This window comes from Streptomyces sp. NPDC091280, from assembly GCF_044768565.1.
In the GTDB taxonomy this organism is placed as follows: Bacteria; Actinomycetota; Actinomycetes; order Streptomycetales; family Streptomycetaceae; genus Streptomyces.
In genome coordinates this window covers 257,299-275,453 of the sequence record NZ_JBIVUZ010000002.1, presented here as the reverse complement: position 1 = coordinate 275,453, position 18,155 = coordinate 257,299, and the positions used below count along the sequence as shown (strand labels likewise).

The 18,155-nt window shown below is 72.3% G+C and carries 16 protein-coding genes and 3 tRNA genes; 9 read left to right on the top strand and 10 right to left on the bottom strand.

The genetic code is table 11. From position 1 onward, the window contains the following. Nucleotides 1–11: 11 nt before the first annotated feature. From ACIQPR_RS07830 to ACIQPR_RS07815, 4 genes are all read left to right on the top strand, one after another. A complete protein-coding gene (locus ACIQPR_RS07830; protein WP_403643593.1) occupies nucleotides 12–1,634 on the top strand; it encodes an ABC-F family ATP-binding cassette domain-containing protein in 1,623 nt (540 codons plus the stop codon). A gap of 135 nt (nucleotides 1,635–1,769) precedes the next feature. Continuing rightward, nucleotides 1,770–2,546 (top strand): dimethylargininase, encoded by a 777-nt coding sequence (ddaH, locus tag ACIQPR_RS07825; protein ID WP_403643591.1) that lies wholly within the window; start codon nucleotides 1,770–1,772, stop codon nucleotides 2,544–2,546. Nucleotides 2,547–2,760: 214 nt separating this feature from the next. Then, entirely contained in the window at nucleotides 2,761–3,735 is a 975-nt protein-coding gene (locus ACIQPR_RS07820; protein WP_403643588.1) for an acyl-ACP desaturase, read from the top strand. A gap of 59 nt (nucleotides 3,736–3,794) precedes the next feature. Continuing rightward, complete coding sequence (locus ACIQPR_RS07815) at nucleotides 3,795–4,643, top strand: hypothetical protein (protein WP_403643585.1); 849 nt, start codon at nucleotides 3,795–3,797, stop codon at nucleotides 4,641–4,643. 16 nt (nucleotides 4,644–4,659) lie between these two features. On the opposite strand, the gene ACIQPR_RS07810 is transcribed toward ACIQPR_RS07815, so the two are convergent. After that, nucleotides 4,660–4,735, bottom strand: a tRNA-Trp gene (locus tag ACIQPR_RS07810). A 91-nt stretch (nucleotides 4,736–4,826) separates the two neighbouring features. Here ACIQPR_RS07810 and ACIQPR_RS07805 point away from each other — a divergent pair. After that, nucleotides 4,827–6,230, top strand: a complete 1,404-nt coding sequence (locus tag ACIQPR_RS07805) for a hypothetical protein (RefSeq protein WP_403643583.1) — start codon at nucleotides 4,827–4,829, stop codon at nucleotides 6,228–6,230. After that, nucleotides 6,231–8,075: an AAA family ATPase gene (locus ACIQPR_RS07800; RefSeq protein WP_403643580.1), complete on the top strand. Its 1,845-nt coding sequence runs from the start codon at nucleotides 6,231–6,233 to the stop codon at nucleotides 8,073–8,075. Here ACIQPR_RS07800 and ACIQPR_RS07795 read toward each other — a convergent pair. From ACIQPR_RS07795 to ACIQPR_RS07775, 5 genes are all read right to left on the bottom strand, one after another. Then, a complete protein-coding gene (locus ACIQPR_RS07795; protein WP_403643578.1) occupies nucleotides 8,072–9,265 on the bottom strand; it encodes a ribonuclease inhibitor in 1,194 nt (397 codons plus the stop codon). The two genes, ACIQPR_RS07800 and ACIQPR_RS07795, sit on opposite strands and share 4 nt — an antisense overlap. Further along, entirely contained in the window at nucleotides 9,262–10,626 is a 1,365-nt protein-coding gene (locus ACIQPR_RS07790; protein ID WP_403643576.1) for an SDR family NAD(P)-dependent oxidoreductase, read from the bottom strand. The genes ACIQPR_RS07795 and ACIQPR_RS07790 overlap by 4 nt, the downstream gene beginning before the upstream one ends. 29 nt (nucleotides 10,627–10,655) lie before the next feature. Beyond that, a tRNA-Asp gene (locus ACIQPR_RS07785) sits at nucleotides 10,656–10,727 on the bottom strand. A 9-nt stretch (nucleotides 10,728–10,736) separates the two neighbouring features. Next, nucleotides 10,737–10,807 (bottom strand) — tRNA-Ala (locus ACIQPR_RS07780). Nucleotides 10,808–10,872: 65 nt separating this feature from the next. Continuing rightward, a complete protein-coding gene (locus tag ACIQPR_RS07775; RefSeq protein WP_403643575.1) occupies nucleotides 10,873–11,118 on the bottom strand; it encodes a WhiB family transcriptional regulator in 246 nt (81 codons plus the stop codon). A 288-nt stretch (nucleotides 11,119–11,406) separates the two neighbouring features. Here ACIQPR_RS07775 and ACIQPR_RS07770 point away from each other — a divergent pair, with 288 nt between their 5' ends. Further along, the gene (locus tag ACIQPR_RS07770; protein ID WP_403643573.1) at nucleotides 11,407–12,198 is read left to right on the top strand and encodes a VOC family protein; all 792 of its coding nucleotides are present in this window, start codon (nucleotides 11,407–11,409) and stop codon (nucleotides 12,196–12,198) included. Between the two features lie 21 nt (nucleotides 12,199–12,219). On the opposite strand, the gene ACIQPR_RS07765 is transcribed toward ACIQPR_RS07770, so the two are convergent. From ACIQPR_RS07765 to ligD, 3 genes are all read right to left on the bottom strand, one after another. Continuing rightward, nucleotides 12,220–13,266 (bottom strand): LacI family DNA-binding transcriptional regulator, encoded by a 1,047-nt coding sequence (locus tag ACIQPR_RS07765; RefSeq protein WP_403643571.1) that lies wholly within the window; start codon nucleotides 13,264–13,266, stop codon nucleotides 12,220–12,222. A gap of 98 nt (nucleotides 13,267–13,364) precedes the next feature. Beyond that, nucleotides 13,365–14,294: an ornithine cyclodeaminase family protein gene (locus tag ACIQPR_RS07760; protein ID WP_403643569.1), complete on the bottom strand. Its 930-nt coding sequence runs from the start codon at nucleotides 14,292–14,294 to the stop codon at nucleotides 13,365–13,367. Between the two features lie 4 nt (nucleotides 14,295–14,298). Beyond that, entirely contained in the window at nucleotides 14,299–15,333 is a 1,035-nt protein-coding gene (gene ligD, locus ACIQPR_RS07755) for a non-homologous end-joining DNA ligase (protein WP_403643566.1), read from the bottom strand. A 75-nt stretch (nucleotides 15,334–15,408) separates the two neighbouring features. Between ligD and ACIQPR_RS07750 the strand changes: the two genes are divergently transcribed. Further along, a complete protein-coding gene (locus ACIQPR_RS07750) occupies nucleotides 15,409–16,479 on the top strand; it encodes an ATP-dependent DNA ligase (protein WP_403643564.1) in 1,071 nt (356 codons plus the stop codon). Between the two features lie 175 nt (nucleotides 16,480–16,654). Next, entirely contained in the window at nucleotides 16,655–17,659 is a 1,005-nt protein-coding gene (locus ACIQPR_RS07745; protein ID WP_403643562.1) for a DUF3048 domain-containing protein, read from the top strand. A 10-nt stretch (nucleotides 17,660–17,669) separates the two neighbouring features. Here the strand turns inward: ACIQPR_RS07745 and ACIQPR_RS07740 are convergent, their stop codons facing one another. Next, nucleotides 17,670–18,134: a MarR family winged helix-turn-helix transcriptional regulator gene (locus ACIQPR_RS07740; protein ID WP_403643560.1), complete on the bottom strand. Its 465-nt coding sequence runs from the start codon at nucleotides 18,132–18,134 to the stop codon at nucleotides 17,670–17,672. Nucleotides 18,135–18,155 lie beyond the last annotated feature (21 nt).

The window sequence follows — 18,155 nt, the reverse complement described above, 5'->3', positions numbered from 1 at the left end:
GCGAGGCCCGTATGAGTTCATCCGTCACCTGCACGTCCCTCTCCTTCGCCTGGTCCGACGGCACGCCCGTCCTCGACGACCTCGACGTCGCCTTCGGCCCCGGCCGAACCGGGCTCGTCGGCGTCAACGGATCAGGAAAATCAACCCTGTTGAAGCTGATCGCGGGCGAACTCGCCCCGCTCGACGGCACCGTGCGCGTCGCCGGCGAGGTCGGCCACCTCCCGCAGAACGTCACGCTCGACACCTCGCTGCGCGTCGACGAGACCCTCGGCATCGCCGCGCGCCGCGCCGCGCTGCACGCCATCGAGGCCGGCGACGCGGCCGAGGAGCACTTCGAGGCGCTCGGCGACGACTGGGACGTGGAGGAGCGCGCCTTGGCCACACTCGGCGAACTCGGCCTGGGACACATCGACTTGGACCGCACCATCGGCGAGGTCTCGGGCGGCGAGTCGGTCCTGCTGCGGCTGGCCGCGCTGCTGCTGGGCCGGCCCGACGTCCTGCTCCTGGACGAACCGACCAACAACCTCGACCTGTACGCGCGCAGACGGCTGTACTCGGCCGTCGCGTCCTGGCCGGGAGTGCTGATCGTGGTCAGCCACGACCGTGAACTCCTGGACCTGGTCGACCAGATCGCCGATCTGCGGGCCGGCGAGATCACCTGGTACGGCGGGAACTTCTCCGCCTACGAGGAGGCCCTCGCCGTCGAACAGGACGCCGCCGAACGGATGGTGCGCGTCGCCGAGTCCGACTTCCGCAAGCAGAAGCGCGAACTGGTCGACGCCCACGTCAAGTTGGCCCGTCGCAAGCGGTACGGGCAGAAGATGAACGACCAGAAGCGCGAACCGAAGATCATCATGCAGGCGCGCAAGCGGGCGGCACAGGAGTCCGCCGGCAAGCACCGCATCATGCACGAGGAGAAGCTCACCGAGGCGAAGGAACGGCTCGACGAGGCGGTGGAGGCGGTACGGGACGACGACGAGATCCGGATCGACCTGCCGTACACGGCCGTGCCGCCGGGCCGTACGGTGCTGACCCTCATGGACCTCGAACTCGCCCACGGCGCGCGGGTGGCCGGGGGACTCGATCTGCGCGGGCCGGAGCGGATCGCGCTCATCGGGCGCAACGGCGCGGGCAAGACGACGCTGCTGCGCACGATCGCCGGGGAGCTGGCGCCGGTGTCGGGCGAGGCGGACGCGCACGTCCCGCTGCGCTTCCTGCCGCAGCGGCTCGACGTCCTCGACGACGGGCTGACCGTCGCCGAGAACGTGGCCCGGTTCGCGCCGGCCGCCACCAACAACCGGGTCCGGGCACGGCTGGCCCGCTTCCTGTTCCGGGGCGCCCGCGCCGACCAGAAGGCGGCGACGCTGTCCGGCGGCGAACGCTTCCGGGCCGCGCTGGCCGCGCTGATGCTGGCCGAGCCCGCGCCGCAGCTGCTGATGCTGGACGAGCCGACGAACAACCTCGACATGGCGAGTGTGCGCCAGCTCACCACGGCGCTGGAGTCCTACGAGGGCGCGCTGATCGTGGCCAGTCACGATCTGCCGTTCCTGGAGTCCATCGGCGTGACCCGCTGGCTGCTGCTGGACGGGGAGCTGCGGACGATCACGCCGGAGGAGGTGGCACACCTGGTGTGAGGGCGGTGCGGCGCGTCTCAGGAGGGCCACAGCCTCACGGCAGGGGTTTTGTCGGCACCGACGGGTGACGCATGATGGCCAACCGGTGCCGCGTCGCCGGTACCGAAACGATCCCGCCGATACGGAGTCCCGCTCGTGCCCAGCCACAAGGCCCTCGTCCGCCGCCCCAGCCAGCGCCTGGCCGAAGGGCTGGTCACGCACATCGAGCGGGAGAAGGTCGACGTCGAGCAAGCCGTCGAGCAGTGGGAGGCGTACGTACAAGCGCTGCGTACGCACGGCTGGGAGACCATCGAGGTGGAGCCCGCCGACGACCTGCCCGACTCGGTGTTCGTCGAGGACGCGGTGGTCATGTACAAGAACGTGGCGCTGATCGCCCGGCCCGGCGCCGAGTCCCGGCGCGGGGAGACCGGCGGGGTCGAGGAGGCGGTGGCCCGGCTCGGCTGCTCGGTGAACTGGGTCTGGGAACCGGGCACCCTGGAGGGCGGTGACGTCCTCAAGGTCGACGACACGATCTACGTCGGCCGGGGCGGGCGGACGAACGCGGCCGGTGTGCAGCAGCTGCGGGCCGTGTTCGAGCCGCTCGGGGCGCGCGTGGTCGCCGTCCCCGTGAGCAAGGTGCTGCACCTGAAGTCGGCGGTCACCGCGCTGCCCGACGGGACGGTGCTCGGGCACATCCCCAAGGTGGACCGGCCCGCGCTCTTCCCGCGCTTCCTGTCGGTGCCCGAGGAGGCGGGTTCCCACGTGGTCCAGTTGGGCGGCGACAAGCTGCTGATGGCGGCGAGCGCGCCCAAGACGGCCGATCTGCTGGCCGATCTCGGTCTGGAGCCGGTCGTGGTGGACATCAGCGAGTTCGAGAAGCTCGAAGGCTGTGTGACGTGCCTCTCGGTGCGGCTCCGGGACCTGTACGCCTGACCGGGTGAGCGGACCACCCGTTCGGCGCCGGGACCTGCGGACCTGGCGCGGTGCGGGTTTCCTTCGCCGGGCTGCCTGAACAGCGATCTTTACAGCGCGCTTAACCTACGGTCTCGTAACCTACGGTTTCGTAGCCTACGATTCCGTAAGTTGCGCACGCCCCGGCACCGCTCGCCGGTTTGTTCAGATGTGCACCACGTCCCCTGGAGTCCCCGTGACGATCACTTCCCCGCACCTCGGCAGCCCCGCAGTCTGGACCGACGCCAAGCTGCTGTACGCGCTGGAGGAAGTCGTCGAGACCGAACTCAACCGGCACCTCAAGGTCACCAAGGACTGGATGCCGCACGAGTACGTGCCCTGGAGCGACGCCCGCAACTTCCCCGGCTTCTTCGAGGACGGCGAGGCCTGGGACAAGGAGCAGTCCAAGGTCACCGAGATCGGCCGCATCGCCCTCGTGGTGAACCTCCTCACCGAGGACAACCTCCCCAGCTACCACCACGAGATCGCCTCCCTCTTCGGCCGCGACGGCGCCTGGGGCACCTGGGTGCACCGCTGGACGGCGGAGGAAGGCCGGCACGGCATCGTCATGCGGGACTACCTGCTGGCCTCCCGCGCGGTCGACCCGGACAAGCTCGAAGCCTTCCGTATGCAGCACATGAGCGAGGGCTTCGAGTCGGACAACCGGCACTCGATGCTGCACTCCGTGGCGTACGTCGCCTTCCAGGAGCTGGCCACGCGCGTCTCGCACCGCAACACCGGCCACCAGTCGGGCGACCCGGTCTGCGACCGCATGCTGGCCCGCATCGCGACCGACGAGAACCTCCACATGGTCTTCTACCGCAACCTGCTGAAGGCCGCGTTCGAGCTCGCCCCCGACCTCACCATGCAGGCCGTCCGGGATGTCCTGGTCAACTTCCGGATGCCCGGTCACGGCATGCCCGGCTTCGAGCGGTTCGCCGCCCAGATGGCCATCGGCGAGGTCTACAACCTGCGTATCCACCACGACGACGTGATCCAGCCCGTGCTGCGCTTCCTGAAGGTCATGGACGTCGACGGTCTCGGCCCCGAGGGACAGCAGGCGCAGGACGAGATCGGCCTCTACATGGGCGGCCTCGACTCCGAGGCCGCCAAGTTCGACGAGAAGCTGGCGGCCCGCAAGGCCCGGATGGCGGCCCGCGCGAGCGCCTGACCCGAGCGGCCCGCGAATCATCGGTGCGGGACCAGGCCCGGCTGCGGCATCATGCCGCCATGCGCGACAACAGCACGTCAGGGGCGGCGGCCGGTTTCCTGCTGGGCCTGATCGCCCCCGAGGACGCGGCGCGGATACGGCGCCGGACCGGCCTGCCCGAGCCGGCGACGGCGGCCGAACTCACGGCGGGCCACAGCACCGCGCTGTGGTCCTGGACGAGGACCCCGGTGTCGGTGTCCGTGCTGCTGTGGGTGCTGGAGGAGGACGACCCGGACCTGAACCTCTGGGTCTGGCGGCACGTCTCGGCCGACAACGCGATGCGCCGGGCCATCGTGCGCGGTGTGCCCTTCGGCACCGCCCGCACGGGCCCGCTGCCCGTCCCCGCGAACCTGACCCCGCAGGACGAACCGCCCGTCCCCGAGAGCTACACCCGCCTCGGTCTCCTCGGCGCCCTGCGCGAGGGCACCTCCATGCGGGCCGCCCGCACGGCCGCGTCCATGGTCGTCGAACGCTCGGACTGGCGGGCGGTCACCGAAGCGGACGGCGACCGCCCGCTGCCGGGCTACGCGCGCTGGGCCCTGGCGATCCGCCCCGACTGCCCGCCCGCGCTGCGCGCGCAGTTCGGCACCCACCGCAGGTTCGCCCACCGCGTCGAGCAGGCGGGCGTGCTGGACGGCCCCGCCGAGTACGCGACCTCCTGGGGTCCCGCGTCCCACGTGCTGAACGTGCTGTCCACGGGTCGGCTGCTGTTCCCCGCGCGCGTGGGCGAGGCCGAGGACGCGCTACGACCGCTGGTGCGCGACCACTTGGGCGACCGCGAGGACGCCTGGGCGGTCCTGGCGCAGCTGATCGACACGTTCCACGGGAACGCGGTGGAGCTGGTGGTGACGGCGGGCGCCATCGCCTGAGCCGGACCGCGAGGGGGGCGGGGCGGCTGGATTCGAACCAGCGTGCCCCAGTTCTGGAGACCGGTGCGCCTGCCTCTGCGCTACGACCCCGCCCTTGAGGTCAGAGCGTAATGCCTTGGCCCGATGTCAGTGCCGCCTGGTACCAATGAGCCATCGGGGGAACTGCGGCGCGGGGGGCGTGGGATGGCTTACGGGGAGCGGGGTCGGCGTACCCCTGTGGTCGATCTGGCCGACCGCAGGGCACTGGAGCGGTACCGTCCGGCGGACCCGGCGGTGGTCGCGGAGGCGCGGCGGCTGAAGGAGGCCGCGCTGCTGGACTTCGGGCTGACCGAGTCGGCGGTGGCGTCCTGGCTGTACGCGAAGTGCCATCACCAGATCCCGACCACGGCGGTGGACACGGCGGCCGTGGTCGCCTCCGGCGACGGCTCGTGCCTGCTGCTCTTCAACCCGGACTTCTTCGCCGGACTCGGCCTGGACGGCGTGAAGTTCGTGCTCTTCCACGAGGCCCGGCACCTGGTGCACCGGCATCTGTTCGCCGACCCCGAGCTGCGCGAGGACCCGGTCTTCGAGCTGGCCGCCGAGGTCTCCATCAACCACGTCGCCCTGGTCCGGCTCGGCCGCAGCGAACTGCCCCTCCTGGACGGCCGACCGACCGGCATCGACCCGCGCGCGATCCACGGCCTGTACCACGAGGACCTCACCGCACACGGCCTGGAGCCCGTCCCCTACGACGAGTTCGTCGCGACCGACATGAAGGTCTACGGCGAGCTGAAGCGCATGGCGCGTCCCCCGGTCCCGGAGCGGCGGCTGTGCGTGCACCTGCTGGAGGGCGGGGTACCGGCCGACCAGGAGACGGTGGACGCGGTCGTCTCGTCCGCGCTGCTGAACTCCCTGCTGGCCGCCCGGCGCGGACACGCGGGCGCGGAGCGGGAGTTGCTCGACCTGATGGGTCGTACGGAGGAGGGCTCCGCGCGGGCCGCCCGGATCTGGGGGACCCTGGGCGCGGGCGTCCTGCGCGGGGAGACGGCGCGCACGCGCACGGTCCACTGGTGGCAGCGCTGGCTGGTCGACGTCCTCGGCTCGAAACTCCGCGACGGCGAGCGGCTGGTGTACCCGAAGAAGCGCGGCGCCCTGCTCGCGGCCCTCGGCCAGGACCCGATGCTCTCCCGCCGCGGCCCGGTCCGCGACAAGGTCCTGGTGATCGCCTACGACACCTCGGGCTCGATGCCCCAGCACGTGATCACCTGGCTCACCGAACTCGTCGGCCGCATCGACGGGGTCGAGGCGCACTGGCTGTCCTTCGACGCCGTGGTCATGCCGTTCCAGCCCGGCGAGCGGGTGCACGGCGGTGGCGGCACCAGCTTCCAGGTGGTCGCGGACTACGTGGAGGGGCGCTCGGTGGTGAACGGCCGCCGGTTCGACGTCACCCCGGACGCGGTCGTGATGCTCACCGACGGCTACGCGCCGCCGATCGCGCCCGCCGAGCCGGACAAATGGATCTGGCTGATCACCGAGGGCGGCAGCGAGTGGCCCGAGACGCACACCCCCGCGATGGACTGCCATCGCGTCACGACAGGATCGCGGTAAATGAGCACGGAGACAGAGCAGTTGACGGCAGCCGGGGGCCGGCGCGACCGGCACGATCTGTCGCGTCTCGAGTCCTTCGTGGACGCGATGATCGACCTGGGGCAGACCGGGCAGATCTTCGGCGAGCACGGGATCGGCAAGACGGCGACGTTCTTCTCGCACCTCGACCGCGCCCACCCCGGGACCACGCTGGTGTACGTCCCGGCGGCGAATCTGACACCGGACGACCTGCTGATCAACGCGCCGGTCCGGGACCCGCGCTCCGGTGAACTGGTCCTGCGCCAGCTGGTGATGAGCCAGTTGAAGCCTGGCACACCGTTCGTGCTGCTGATCGACGACTCGTTGCAGGCGGGCGACACGATCCAGTCGCAGCTGATGCAGATCGCCTGCGACTGGACGCTGGGCGAGCACGATCTGCGGGCCCTGGGCTGCGTCGGCGTCTTCCTCACGGACAACGAGTCGCTGTCGGAGACCTCCGTGCGGCGCGGCGACCTCGCGCTGCTCGACCGCATGGTCACGATGCGGATCACGGCGAACGACACGTCCTGGCGCCGGCATCTCGCCGCCAAGTACCGCCCCTGGGACCTGAATCCGGTGTTCGCCGTGTGGGCCTCGCTCTCCCCCGCGCTGCGCGAACTGCTGTCCCCGCGCACGCTGGACCATGTCCTGGCCAACGCGAAGGAGGGCTTCCCGCTCCGCTGGGGCCTGCCCCTGATCGACGGCGAGCGGCTGCGGCTGGCCGAGCCCGGCCCGGACGGCGGGCCGGGGCAGAACCGCACGGCGGAGATCCTGGACCGCGTCGCCGAGGCCCTCGGCGTGCCCAACCCGGCCACGGTCCCCGACCCGGTACGGCAGGTGGTGCGGGCCGCGCTGCGCAACCGCTGGACGGTGCTGCTGCAAGGGCCGCCCGGCTGCGGCAAGACGCAGCTGGTCCGGGAGACGGTCCGCGCGGGCCTGGGCCGGGAGCCGCTGTACTTCTCGCTGCCGGTGACGAACGTCGAGGACCTGTGCGCGCCGATCCCCTCGTCGGACGGCACCCTGGACAACCTGCTGGCCGCGAACTTCACCGGTCCCGAGCCCAAGGCGATCGTGTGGGACGAGTACAACCGCCCCAAGGACAAGGCCGCGTTCGCCAAGCTCATGGAGATCACCCAGGAGTGGTCGCTGGCCGGCCGCCGGATCGAGAACCTGCGGGCCCAGATAGCCGTCCAGAACCCGCCGTACCACCTGGGCCGGAAGCTGCTGGTGGCACGGAACAACATCGCCCAGGCGACCCGGTTCACGGCCTCGCTGACGGTGGACCCGGCGGACATCCCGGCCAACGAGTGGCTGCTCGCGCGGTACGGCGCGGACGCCGAGACGGTCCTGGAGTGGTGGAAACACGACATCGACGACGACGGCCGCGCCTGGATCACCAAGCGCACCCTGGAGCGGCTGATCAAGCTGCACCGCAAGGGGCTGCCGCTGGAGATGGCGACGGTCTACCTCGGCGACGGCGAGTACGCGCCCGTACCGCTCACCGCCCTGGTCGACCGCTTCAAGGGCCGCCCGGTCACCGGCCTGCGCGAACTGGCCCGTGACGCCGACCGGTGGGAGGCCCGGCTGCGCCGCGCCGCCGAGCACACCGACGAGGGCGGCGACGACAGCGACGTGGTCCACCAGATCCTCGCCAACGCGGAGCTGTCCCAGCTGAAGAAGCACCGCGCGGTGGTGGCCCGCATGGTGGCCCTGCTGCCGGCGAAGCTCCGGGCCACCTATCTGGTGGGGGCGTCCGCGGACCAACAGCGCTTCTGGACGGACGTCTTCACGGGTCTGGCCCGCCGCCGACCCAGTGGGCCGCTCTAGTCCTCCTCCAGCCGCGCCGTGCGGTGCACGCTGCGGACGGCGGCCACGTCGGGGGCGAGTGCCGGTGCCGGGAGGCCGGTGGTGAAGGTCTCCAGGCGGCGCTTGACGCTGGCGGCGACGCCCCGGCCGAGGACGAAGCGGGTGGGGGTGAGTGCCCGGGGTGCCGTGTCGAGGAGGCGGTGGGCCTCGCGGCTGCGCATCCCGGTGTGGGTCAGGACGAGGTGGGTGAGGCGGTGTTCGGCGGCCACGAGGGTGTGGGCGATGGTCTCGGCGGCGTCCAGATCGACGTGGTTGTCGGCCGCGCCCAGCACCGCCGCCGCCCGGACCCGGCCGAGGTCCAGCAGCCGGACCCCGGCCCCGGTGGCCGCCGTCACCAGCCGTGCGGCGGCCCGCGGTCCGATGCCGTTGCTGGCGAGGGACAGCCGCGCGAGCCGTCCGTACGGTGCCCGTTCCAGGGCGGCGGCCAGCCGCAGGGCACCCGCGTCGCCCAACCGCGCGGCGGATACGTAGAGTTCGTCGATCGCGCCCGCCGCGAGGACGGCGGCGAGCGGTGCGGCGCCGTCCTCGCCGAGCGGGTTGCCGCCGACGAAGAGCCGCTCGATCCGGCGCCCGTTGCCGGCGGCGGCCAGCAGCGCGTCCGCGAGGACGGTCACGGCCGCCGCGTCGAGGCCGGTCTGTACGAGGTCGAGGGTGCGCAACGACCGCGCGGACTCGATGAGTTCGGCCGCCGCCCGCCCACCCCCGCCGCCCAGGGGGTTGCGCTTGAGCCACACCCCGGTCACGACGTGCGGCGAGGCCCGCAACCGGTCGGCGATCCGGCAGGCACCGCCGGCCGTGATCCCGTTGCAGCCGAGGTAGAGCGTCTGGACCGCACCGCTCCCGGCGGCCACGGCCTCGGCACCCTCGTCGCCGAGCCCGTCCGTACCGAGCAGCAAGTGCCGTACGGGCGAGGGGCCTTGGGCCAGTGCCTCGGCGACGCGTGCGGCGCCCTCCGGCCCCAGGCCCTGTTTGCACAGGTCGAGCCGGCCGTCCGGCAGGGCCGTGCCCACGGTGAAGTCCAGCCGCTCCCCGGCCGGCCGCCCGGCCCGCAACCAGGCGAGCAGCGGCCCGAGTTCGGCGACCGGACGCGGCGGGACGTACACCACCCCGGCGAAGCCGGTCCCGCCCGTCTCCTCCGTGTCCCCGCTCACCACGCCGCCTCCTGGTAGTCCTTGAGGAACACCCCGGACACCGGATCCCCCGCCTCGCCGCGCACGATGGGGTCGTAGACGCGGGCCGCGCCGTCCACGATGTCCAGCGGTGTGCGGAAGCCGGCCCCGGCCATGCGGCTCTTCTTGGGGGCGGGGTTCTCGTCGGTGATCCAGCCCGTGTCGACGGCGCACATGTGGACGCCCTGTGCGGCGAGTTCGGCGGCGCTGGTGCGGGTGAGCATGTTGAGCGCGGCCTTGGCCATGTTGGTGTGCGGGTGTCCGGCCGTCTTGTTGCGGACGGCGAACCGGCCCTCCACGGCGGTCACGTTGACGACATACCGGCGCGGACGCGGTGACGCGAGGAGCAGCGGCAGCAGCCGGTCGCACAGCAGGGCGGGGGCGAGCGCGTTGACGAGCTGGGTCTCCAGGACCTCGGCCGGGTCGAGCGCGCCGAGCCGCGCGGACCAGGAGTTCTCCGGTGACGGGTCGGGCAGCAGTCCGGCCTCGTCGGCCTCGCGCAGCACGACCGGCAGCGTCGAGGCCCCGCCCGGAAGCAGCCGCATCGGGGTGAACCCCGGTGCCCGGCGGGCCCGTTCGGGCAGTGCGTCGCGCTCGCCCGCGGCCAGCAGGGCGTACGACTGCGGGGGCCGCCGTACGGTCTGCGCCGCGTTGTTGACGAGGATGTCGAGCGGTTCGCCGGTCGTCCGCAACTCCTCGCACAGGCCGAGGACTTGGCGCGGGTCGCGGAGGTCAACGGCGAGCACGGTCAGCCGGTCGAGCCACTTCTCGCTGCCGGGCTCCGCGCGGAAGCGGCGCACGGTGTCGTGCGGGAAGCGCGAGGTGACCAGCACCTCCGCGCCGTCGCGCAGCATCATCAGGGCCAGCTGGAAACCGATCTTCACCCGCCCGCCGGTGAGCAGCACCCGGCGCCCGCTCAGATCCGTACTCAGCGCACGGCGGGCGGAGTTGTCGGCGGCGCACTCGGGACACAGCCGGTGGTAGAACGAATCCACCTGCCGATAGGGCGACTTGCAGACATAGCAACCGCGCGGCTTGCGGTAGAGGGCCCCGGTGCCGACCGGCACTGGCCCGTCGGCCGGCCCCTGCGCCGAACGCAGCGCGGCGTCCTCGCGGCGGCTCACCGCGCCCGTCGCGGTCGCGGCCACGGCCGCCGCGTCGGCGGCGGACACCTCGTCGCCGCGCGCCTTGCGGCGCCGCAGCCGGCCGTCGCGGGCGAAGGAGGCGGCGACCTGCTCCGCGCGCAGGCGCACCGGATCGTCGACGGGCAACTGCCGCAGCCTGCCCACCGTGTGGTGGAAGGCCGCGAGTTCCGCCTCGGTGATCCCGCCCTCGTCCGTCATCGACTCCCGCCCCGGCCGTGCTCCGAAGTGGGCCCCGGCCGGATTCGAACCGGCGTATCCACCTTGACAGGGTGGCGAGTCTGCCTCTGCTCCACAGGGCCCGCGAACGCAGCCGGGGACCGGATTCGAACCGATGTGACCGTCTTGCCAAGACGTGCGCCTGCCTCTGCGCTACGCCCGGGTGCGCCCCCGGATCCTAACCGCACTCCCCCGAGCGCGGGACATCGATAAACGCCCTGGTGGCAGTCACCGGGAGGCGCGTCTGAGTTCCAGGCGTTCCTTCTCCGAGAGGCCGCCCCACACGCCGAAGCGCTCGTCGTTGTCGAGGGCGTACTCCAGACAGGCGGAGCGGATCGGGCACATGCCGCAGATGCGTTTGGCCTCCCGGACGGAGCTGCCGGGCTCGGGGAAGAAGAAGTCCGCCCCGGTCTGCGCGCACAACGCCTCCTGCTGCCAGTCCAGGTCGGGCGAGGTGATCGTGTCGATGTGCATGCCCAGCAGCGTGCCGTGCGGTGAAAAACGTTCGATCAACGCGGGATCAACGCCGCGCTCCGGGGCCTCCGGCCACCTAGATGGTGGCGCCGCGCCCCCGGCGGCGCACGGCGGCGCGCGGAACCGGAGGAAAACACGGAGAACTTCCGCGGTCACCGAGGGTGAACGAAACGGCCGGGCCGACTCACCGCGGCCGCACCGGCGGCGATTGTCAGTGGGCGGTGCAAGACTCGGCAGAGCAGAGAACGGGCCCCCTCGACACGGGACCCTTCACCGAGGAGGGCAAAGATGCTCACCACCCGTTTCGTCAACGGCGCTCCCAACTGGCTGGACGTCGGCTCGCCCGACTTCGACGGCGCCGTCTCCTTCTACGGCGGTCTCTTCGGCTGGGAGTTCCAGTCGGCGGGGCCCGAGGCCGGCGGCTACGGCTTCTTCCAGCTGGACGGCAGGACGGTCGCCGGCGGCATGCCGCTGCCCCCGGAGCACGACTCGTCCGCGTGGACCGTGTACTTCCAGAGCCCGGACGCGGAGGCCACGGCCAAGGCGGTGGAACAGGCGCACGGCGCGGTCCTGTTCCAGCCGATGGACGTGATGGGCGAGGGACACATGGCGGTCCTCAGGGACCCGGCGGGCGCCGCGTTCGGCATCTGGCAGCCGGGGCGGACCAAGGGGGTCGACGTGGCGGGCGACCCCGGTTCGCTGAACTGGGTCGAGCTGTACACGCCGGACGTCGCCTCGGCCGCCGCGTTCTACCACTCCACGCTCGGTCTGGAGACCTCGGCCGCGCCCATGCCGGGCGGTGACTACACCTGTCTCAACCCGGCGGGTGCCGGTGAGGACGCGATGTTCGGCGGTGTCGTCCCGCTCGACCTCGACTCCGACGGCGCGGCGTCGGGCGCGTACTGGCTGGCCTACTTCGAGGTCGCCGACGTGGACGCGACCGTGGCCAGGGCGCTGGAGACCGGCGGCAAGGTCGTCGTGCCCGCCGCCACCATGGAGGGGGTCGGCCGTATGGCCCAGCTCACCGACCCGCACGGCGCCCGCTTCGCCGTCATCACGAGCGCGCCCCCGCAGGACTGAGGCGGCGCCCCGGGGAGCGGCCTACGCGGAGGCGCGGTGGACCAGTGTGGTCGGCAGGATCACACTGGACGGCGCGCCTCCGATGCCGTCGTCGGGCCCGCCGCGGTCGAGGCCGCGCAGCAGCAGGCGCGCCATCAACCGGCCCATCTCCTCTATGTCCTGACGGACCGTCGTGAGCGGCGGCTCGGTCTGCTCGGCGACCGGGAGCATGTCGTCGAAGCCGATCACGGCCACGTCCTCGGGCACCCGCAGCCCCTTCTCGCGCAGCACCTTCAGGGCGCCGTAGGCGGTGAGGTCGTTGGCGGCGAACACGGCGTCCACGTCCGGGCGGCGGTCGAGCAGTTCACGCATGGCGCGCTCGCCGCCGCCCGGAGTGAAGTCGCTCTCCACGATGAGCCGGGGGTCGACGTCGACCATGACGTCCCGGAACCCGTCGAGCCGGTCGACCGCGGACGTCTGGTCGAGGGCGCCGGTGATGTGCGCGATCCGGGTGCGGCCGAGCCCGACGAGATGGCGTACGGCCTCGCGGGCACCGCCCCGGTTGTCGCTGTCGACGTACACGGTGGGCCCGGACACGGGGTTGCCCTCGCTCCACGAGGGCCGGCCGCCGAACACCGTGGGGACACCGGCCCGTTGGATCAGTCCGGGCAGCGGGTCGTCGAGGTGGAGGGAGAAGACGAGCGCGCCGTCCACATGTCCGCCGGCCAGATAGCGGCCGACGCGGGCGTGATCGGCGCGGCCTTCCGTGAGGAGCAGCACGAGTTGGGAGTCGTGGGCGGTCAACTCCTTGCTGATGCCCCGGAGTTGCATGGCGAAGAAGGGGTCGGCGAAGACCCGGGTCTCCGGTTCGGCGATCACCACGGCGATGGCGTCGTGCCGCCTGGTCACCAGGCTGCGAGCGGCCTGGTTGGGGACGTAGCCGAGTTCGTCCACGGCCAGCCGGACCCGCTCGACGAGTGACTCCCGCACCCCGTCCCCGCCGTTGACCACCCGGGACACGGTGGCCCGCGACACCCCCGCCCGCGCGGCCACGGCTTCCAGCGTGGGGCGCGGTGCTGTCTCGGTCACTTCTGGACCCCTCCTCGATGCTGCGGATCAGGATAGCCGCGGGCGAAGCGGACGGTGAGAGCGCTCCCAGACCGACCGGCCCCCCGTAGTCGTCGGAGTCACCCCAGCAGATTCACCCGGCGCCCGACCCCGTCCGCCTCCGCCCGCCGGTACGCCAGCCAGGCGAGCGCCAGGTCCTGCCAGGGCAGCCCGACCGGGGCGTACACGGAGCGGGCCGCGGTGTCGGTGCGGCCCGGGTGGTCGCCGCGCAGTACGTCACCGAGTGTCGTGTCGATGGCGTCCGGCGCCAACGCGCCCACGGCGGCGACCAGTTGGCGGTCGTCGACGACGAGCAGCGCCGCGTCGAGCAGGTCCGCGGCGAGTTCCCGCTTGCCGGGCTCGTCGGCGCCGAGGCTGGTGAGGTGCTGGCCCGCCCGGGTGTCCGCGAGGGCCAGCAGCGGGGTGCGGGACCAGGTCGCCAGGAGCACGGTGTCGGCGGCCGAGGCGATCTCCGTCGCCGACCCCAGCACCCGGCCGCCGTGCCGTGCGGCGAAGTCGGCCGCGCGCTCGACGTCCGTGTCGTGGACGACGAGTCGGCCGCAGGACCGCAGGACGCCCAGCCCGCGCACCATCAGCTCGGCCTGCGCCCCGGCGCCGATCACCCCCACCACCGCGCCCTCGGCCGGGCCCGCGAGCACATGGGTGCCCAGCGCCGCCGCGAGGCCCGTACGCCAGGCGGTCACCGTCGCCGAGTCCAGGAGGGCGAGCAACTCGCCGTCCACACCGCTGTACAGGCAGATGACACCGCGCAACGCGGGCCGCGCGCCGGGGAACTTGGCGTTGACCTTCACGGTGTAGGCCTCGATGCCGGGCAGCAGCCCGGGCATCAGGGCGGTGGCCGTGCCAGGGAACGGCAGGTCGGTGCGCACCCGTTGGCCGGGGATCGCCGGTTCGGCCCCCACGGCGCGGAAGCCGTCGCGCAGCGCGGCGAGACAGGCCGAGGGCTCCAGCAGGTCACCGAGGTCGCTGCGGGTCAGCAGGAGGGTCATGCGTTCATGATCCCGCGGAGGACGTGCCGGGGTCCTTCTTCGCGCGGCTCGGCTGGACCCGCTTGGGCTCCCCGGGCATCTTCGGGTACTCCGGCGGATACGGCAGATCGCCCAGCCCGTGGTCGTGTTCGTCGCGACGGGCCAGTTCGAGGAGGGCGTCGAGGGAGTAGCGGTGGTCGTCCATGTCGGCGTGCACATCGCCGAGTTCGGCGAACCGGGCGGGCATCGTCGCGAGGTCGAAGTCGCGGGGGTGCGCGGTGGGGACCTCGTCCCAGCGCAGCGGCGCCGAGACCGGGGCGTACGGGCGGGGCCGTACGGAGTAGGCGGAGGCGATGGTGCGGTCGCGGGCGGTCTGGTTGTAGTCGACGAAGATGCGCTCGCCGCGCTCCTCCTTCCACCACTTGATCGTCACCTGCTCGGGCATCCGGCGTTCCAGTTCGCGGCCGACGGCGATGGCGGCGCGGCGGACCTGGGTGAAGGTCCACTTGGGTTCGATGGGGACGAAGACGTGCAGGCCGCGTCCGCCGGAGGTCTTGGGGAAGCCCTTCAGTCCGCCGAACTCGTCGAGTACGGCGCGGAGTTCGTGGGCGGCGCGGACCGCGTCGGCGTAGTCGGTGCCGGGCTGCGGGTCGAGGTCGATGCGGAGTTCGTCGGGGCTGTCGACGTCGGCGCGGCGGACCGGCCAGGGGTGGAAGGTGAGCGTGCCGTACTGGGCGGCCCACAGGACGGCGGCCTCTTCGGTGGGGCACATCTCGTCGGCGCTGCGTCCGCTGGGGAAGGTGATGTGGGCGGTCGGGATCCAGTCGGGCATGTTCTTGGGCGCCCGTTTCTGGAAGAAGTTCTCGCCCTCGACCCCGTCCGGGTAGCGCTCCAGGGTGGTGGGGCGGTCGCGCAGGGCGCGCAGGATGCCGGGGCCGACCGCGATGTAGTAGCGGGCGAGGTCCAGCTTGGTGAAGCCGCGCTCCGGGAAGAAGATCTTGTCGGGGCTGGACAGCCGTACGGTCCGGCCGCCCGCCTCCAGTTCCACCGCTTCGCCCATGCGAGCCACCGTAGGCCCGCCGCCCGGACCTCGCACACCGGGCGGCGGGCGAGGGGGAGGCGCAGAATCGGAAGCATGGACCTGCCGGTGATGCCGCCCGTGAAGCCGATGCTCGCCAAGTCGGTGGCGAGGATTCCGCCGGGCATGCACTACGAGGCGAAGTGGGACGGCTTCCGGGCGGTCGTGTTCCGCGACGGTGCCGAGGTCGAGTTGGGCAGCCGGACCGGAAAGCCGTTGACCAGGTACTTTCCCGAGCTGGTCGAGGCGTTGCGGGAGCGGGTGCCCACGCGCTGTGTGCTGGACGGCGAGATCGTGATCGCGCGGGAGGGGCGGCTCGACTTCGACGCGCTGACCGAGCGCATCCACCCGGCCGAGTCGCGGGTGCGGACGCTGGCCGAGCGGACCCCGGCCGCCTTCGTCGCCTTCGACCTGCTGGCCCTGGCCGACGAGTCACTGATGGACATGCCGCTCGCCGACCGCAGGTCGCTCCTCGCCCGGGCGCTGTCGGGCGTGGGCGCGCCCGTGCATCTGGCGCCGGCGACCACCGACATCGAGGTGGCGCGGCGGTGGTTCGAGCAGTACGAGGGGGCCGGGCTCGACGGTGTGGTGGCGAAGCCGCTGGACCTGCGCTACCGCCAGGACGAGCGCGCGATGTTCAAGATCAAGCACGAGCGGACGGCGGACGTGGTGGTGGCCGGGTACCGCCTGCACAAGAGCGGACCGGTGGTGGGTTCGCTCCTGCTCGGTCTCTACGACGGCCAGGGCACCCTTCAGCACGTGGGGGTGTCGGCCGCGTTCACGATGAAGCGGCGCGCGGAGCTGATCGAGGAGCTGGCGCCGCTGGGCATGGACGATCCGGCGGGGCATCCGTGGGCGGCCTGGGCGCAGGAGGCGGCCCACGAGAGTGCCCGGCTGCCGGGGGCGCCGAGCCGTTGGTCGGGCAAGAAGGACCTGTCCTGGGTGCCGCTGCGGCCGGAGTGGGTGGCCGAGGTGGCGTACGACCACATGGAGAACGGCGCGCGCTTTCGGCACACGGCGCGGTTCCGCCGCTGGCGCCCGGACCGTACGCCCGAGAGCTGCACCTACGCACAGTTGGAGGAGCCGGTGCGCTACGACCTCGCGGAGATCCTCGGCCCTCCGGGCTGAACGCAGGCCGTTGGGCCCCCGGGCCTCTGGACCTCCGGCCCCGGACCGAACCCTTCCGGATCTTCCCCTGGGCCGATCGGCCCATTCGACGCGCACAATCACAACCGAGCGGGTATGGCCACCAATGAACTTATAAGCGCACAAGCGAAAACACGGACTGGTGGCAACGGTGGGCATGGGACAGAAGGCGCCCCGGCGTCGCGGCGCGAGAAGAGCGGCGCTGCTGGCCGTCACGATGACGGCCTCCCTCGCGGTGGGCTGCACGGCACATCACGGCGGCACCTCCGACGACGGACGCGGCCGGAGCCAGTCCCCCACGCAGAGCCCCGCCGAGAGCCCGAGCGGCGGCGGCACGGTCGCCCCCGCCGCGGGGCCGGTGCTCGCCGTGAAGATCGACAACGTGCCGGCGGCCCGCCCGCAGACGGGCCTCGACTCGGCGGACATCGTCTACGCCGAGCAGGTCGAGGGCGGACTGAGTCGGCTGATGGCGGTGTTCGCCACCAAGCTGCCCAAGTCCGTCGGGCCGGTGCGCAGCGCCCGCGTCTCGGATCTGGAGCTGCTGCGCCAGTTCGACGACCCGACGCTCGCCTTCTCCGGGGCACAGCGCAAGCTGCTGCCGCTGATCGCCAAGGCACCGCTGCGGTCCGCGTCGCCCGACGAGGTGGCGAGCGCCTACTACCGGGGCGTGACCAAGGCCGCCCCGCACAACCTCTACCTGCGCCCGACCGACCTGCTCTCCTCGGCCCCCGGCGCGGCGGCCCTGACCACAGGTTTCCGCTACGGCGCGGCCCCGGCGGGCGGCAAGGCGACGGCTTCTCGGACCGTGCGCTATCCGGCGGCGCGCTTCACCTTCACCTGGTCCGGGTCGCAGCGCCGCTGGCTGGTCACCGAGGACGGCACCCCGGCCGTGACGACCGCCGGCAAGCGGCTGGCCCCGGCGACGGTCGTGATCCAGTACGTGCAGATCCGCAGGTCCGCCTACCACGACGTGCTCGGCAACAACACGCCGTACACCGTGACGGTCGGCTCAGGGAAGGCGGACGTGCTGCGGGACGGCCGTACCTTCGGCGTCGACTGGAAGCGTCCGACGGCCGCGGGCGGAACGGAGTTCACCAGCTCCGACGGCACCCCGGTGAACTTCGCGAAGGGCCAGGTCTGGGTGGTGTTCGCGAAGGCCTGACGGTCGGGGGTCAGTGCCGGGCCGTGAGGGGCTCCGCCGGGTTGCGCAGTCCCTCGGCCGCGTCCGACACCCGTTGGATGAGGTCGAGGAAGACGTCCTGTTCCCCGGCGGTGAGCGGGGCCAGGAAGACCTGGTTCATCCGGGCCGTGCGGACGGCGAGCTTGCGGTGCGCGCGGCGGCCCTCGTCGGTGGCGCGGAGCAGGAAGCGGCGGCCGTCGCGCGTGTCACGCACCTTGTCGAGGAGCCCGCGGCGGCTCAGCCGGCTGATCACCTCGGCGATGGTGGACCGGTCCAGGCCCACCCGCTCCCCCACCGTGCGCTGGTCGAGCCCCGGTTCCGCGACGAGCGCGTTGAGCACCGCGAACTGCGGCGAGGTGATCTCCTCGGAGACCATGGTGTTCCACAGCAGGTAGTGCGCCTGCTGGAGCCGCCGGGCGAGGTGCCCGGGGTGGAGGCTGATGTCCACCGCGCCCATGTGCTCTCCCGATCTCGTATT

What these genes read in the sequence shown, in the direction of transcription:
- ACIQPR_RS07815 (WP_403643585.1), top strand. Translation starts at nt 3,795, where the DNA reads ATGCGCGACAACAGCACGTCAGGGGCGGCGGCCGGTTTCCTGCTGGGC.
- ACIQPR_RS07745 (WP_403643562.1), top strand. Translation starts at nt 16,655, where the DNA reads ATGGGACAGAAGGCGCCCCGGCGTCGCGGCGCGAGAAGAGCGGCGCTG.
- ACIQPR_RS07760 (WP_403643569.1), bottom strand. Translation starts at nt 14,294, where the DNA reads ATGACCCTCCTGCTGACCCGCAGCGACCTCGGTGACCTGCTGGAGCCC.
- ACIQPR_RS07800 (WP_403643580.1), top strand. Translation starts at nt 6,231, where the DNA reads ATGAGCACGGAGACAGAGCAGTTGACGGCAGCCGGGGGCCGGCGCGAC.
- ACIQPR_RS07775 (WP_403643575.1), bottom strand. Translation starts at nt 11,118, where the DNA reads ATGCACATCGACACGATCACCTCGCCCGACCTGGACTGGCAGCAGGAG.
- ACIQPR_RS07805 (WP_403643583.1), top strand. Translation starts at nt 4,827, where the DNA reads ATGGCTTACGGGGAGCGGGGTCGGCGTACCCCTGTGGTCGATCTGGCC.
- ACIQPR_RS07750 (WP_403643564.1), top strand. Translation starts at nt 15,409, where the DNA reads ATGGACCTGCCGGTGATGCCGCCCGTGAAGCCGATGCTCGCCAAGTCG.
- ligD (WP_403643566.1), bottom strand. Translation starts at nt 15,333, where the DNA reads ATGGGCGAAGCGGTGGAACTGGAGGCGGGCGGCCGGACCGTACGGCTG.
- ACIQPR_RS07740 (WP_403643560.1), bottom strand. Translation starts at nt 18,134, where the DNA reads ATGGGCGCGGTGGACATCAGCCTCCACCCCGGGCACCTCGCCCGGCGG.
- ACIQPR_RS07790 (WP_403643576.1), bottom strand. Translation starts at nt 10,626, where the DNA reads ATGACGGACGAGGGCGGGATCACCGAGGCGGAACTCGCGGCCTTCCAC.
- ACIQPR_RS07770 (WP_403643573.1), top strand. Translation starts at nt 11,407, where the DNA reads ATGCTCACCACCCGTTTCGTCAACGGCGCTCCCAACTGGCTGGACGTC.
- ACIQPR_RS07830 (WP_403643593.1), top strand. Translation starts at nt 12, where the DNA reads ATGAGTTCATCCGTCACCTGCACGTCCCTCTCCTTCGCCTGGTCCGAC.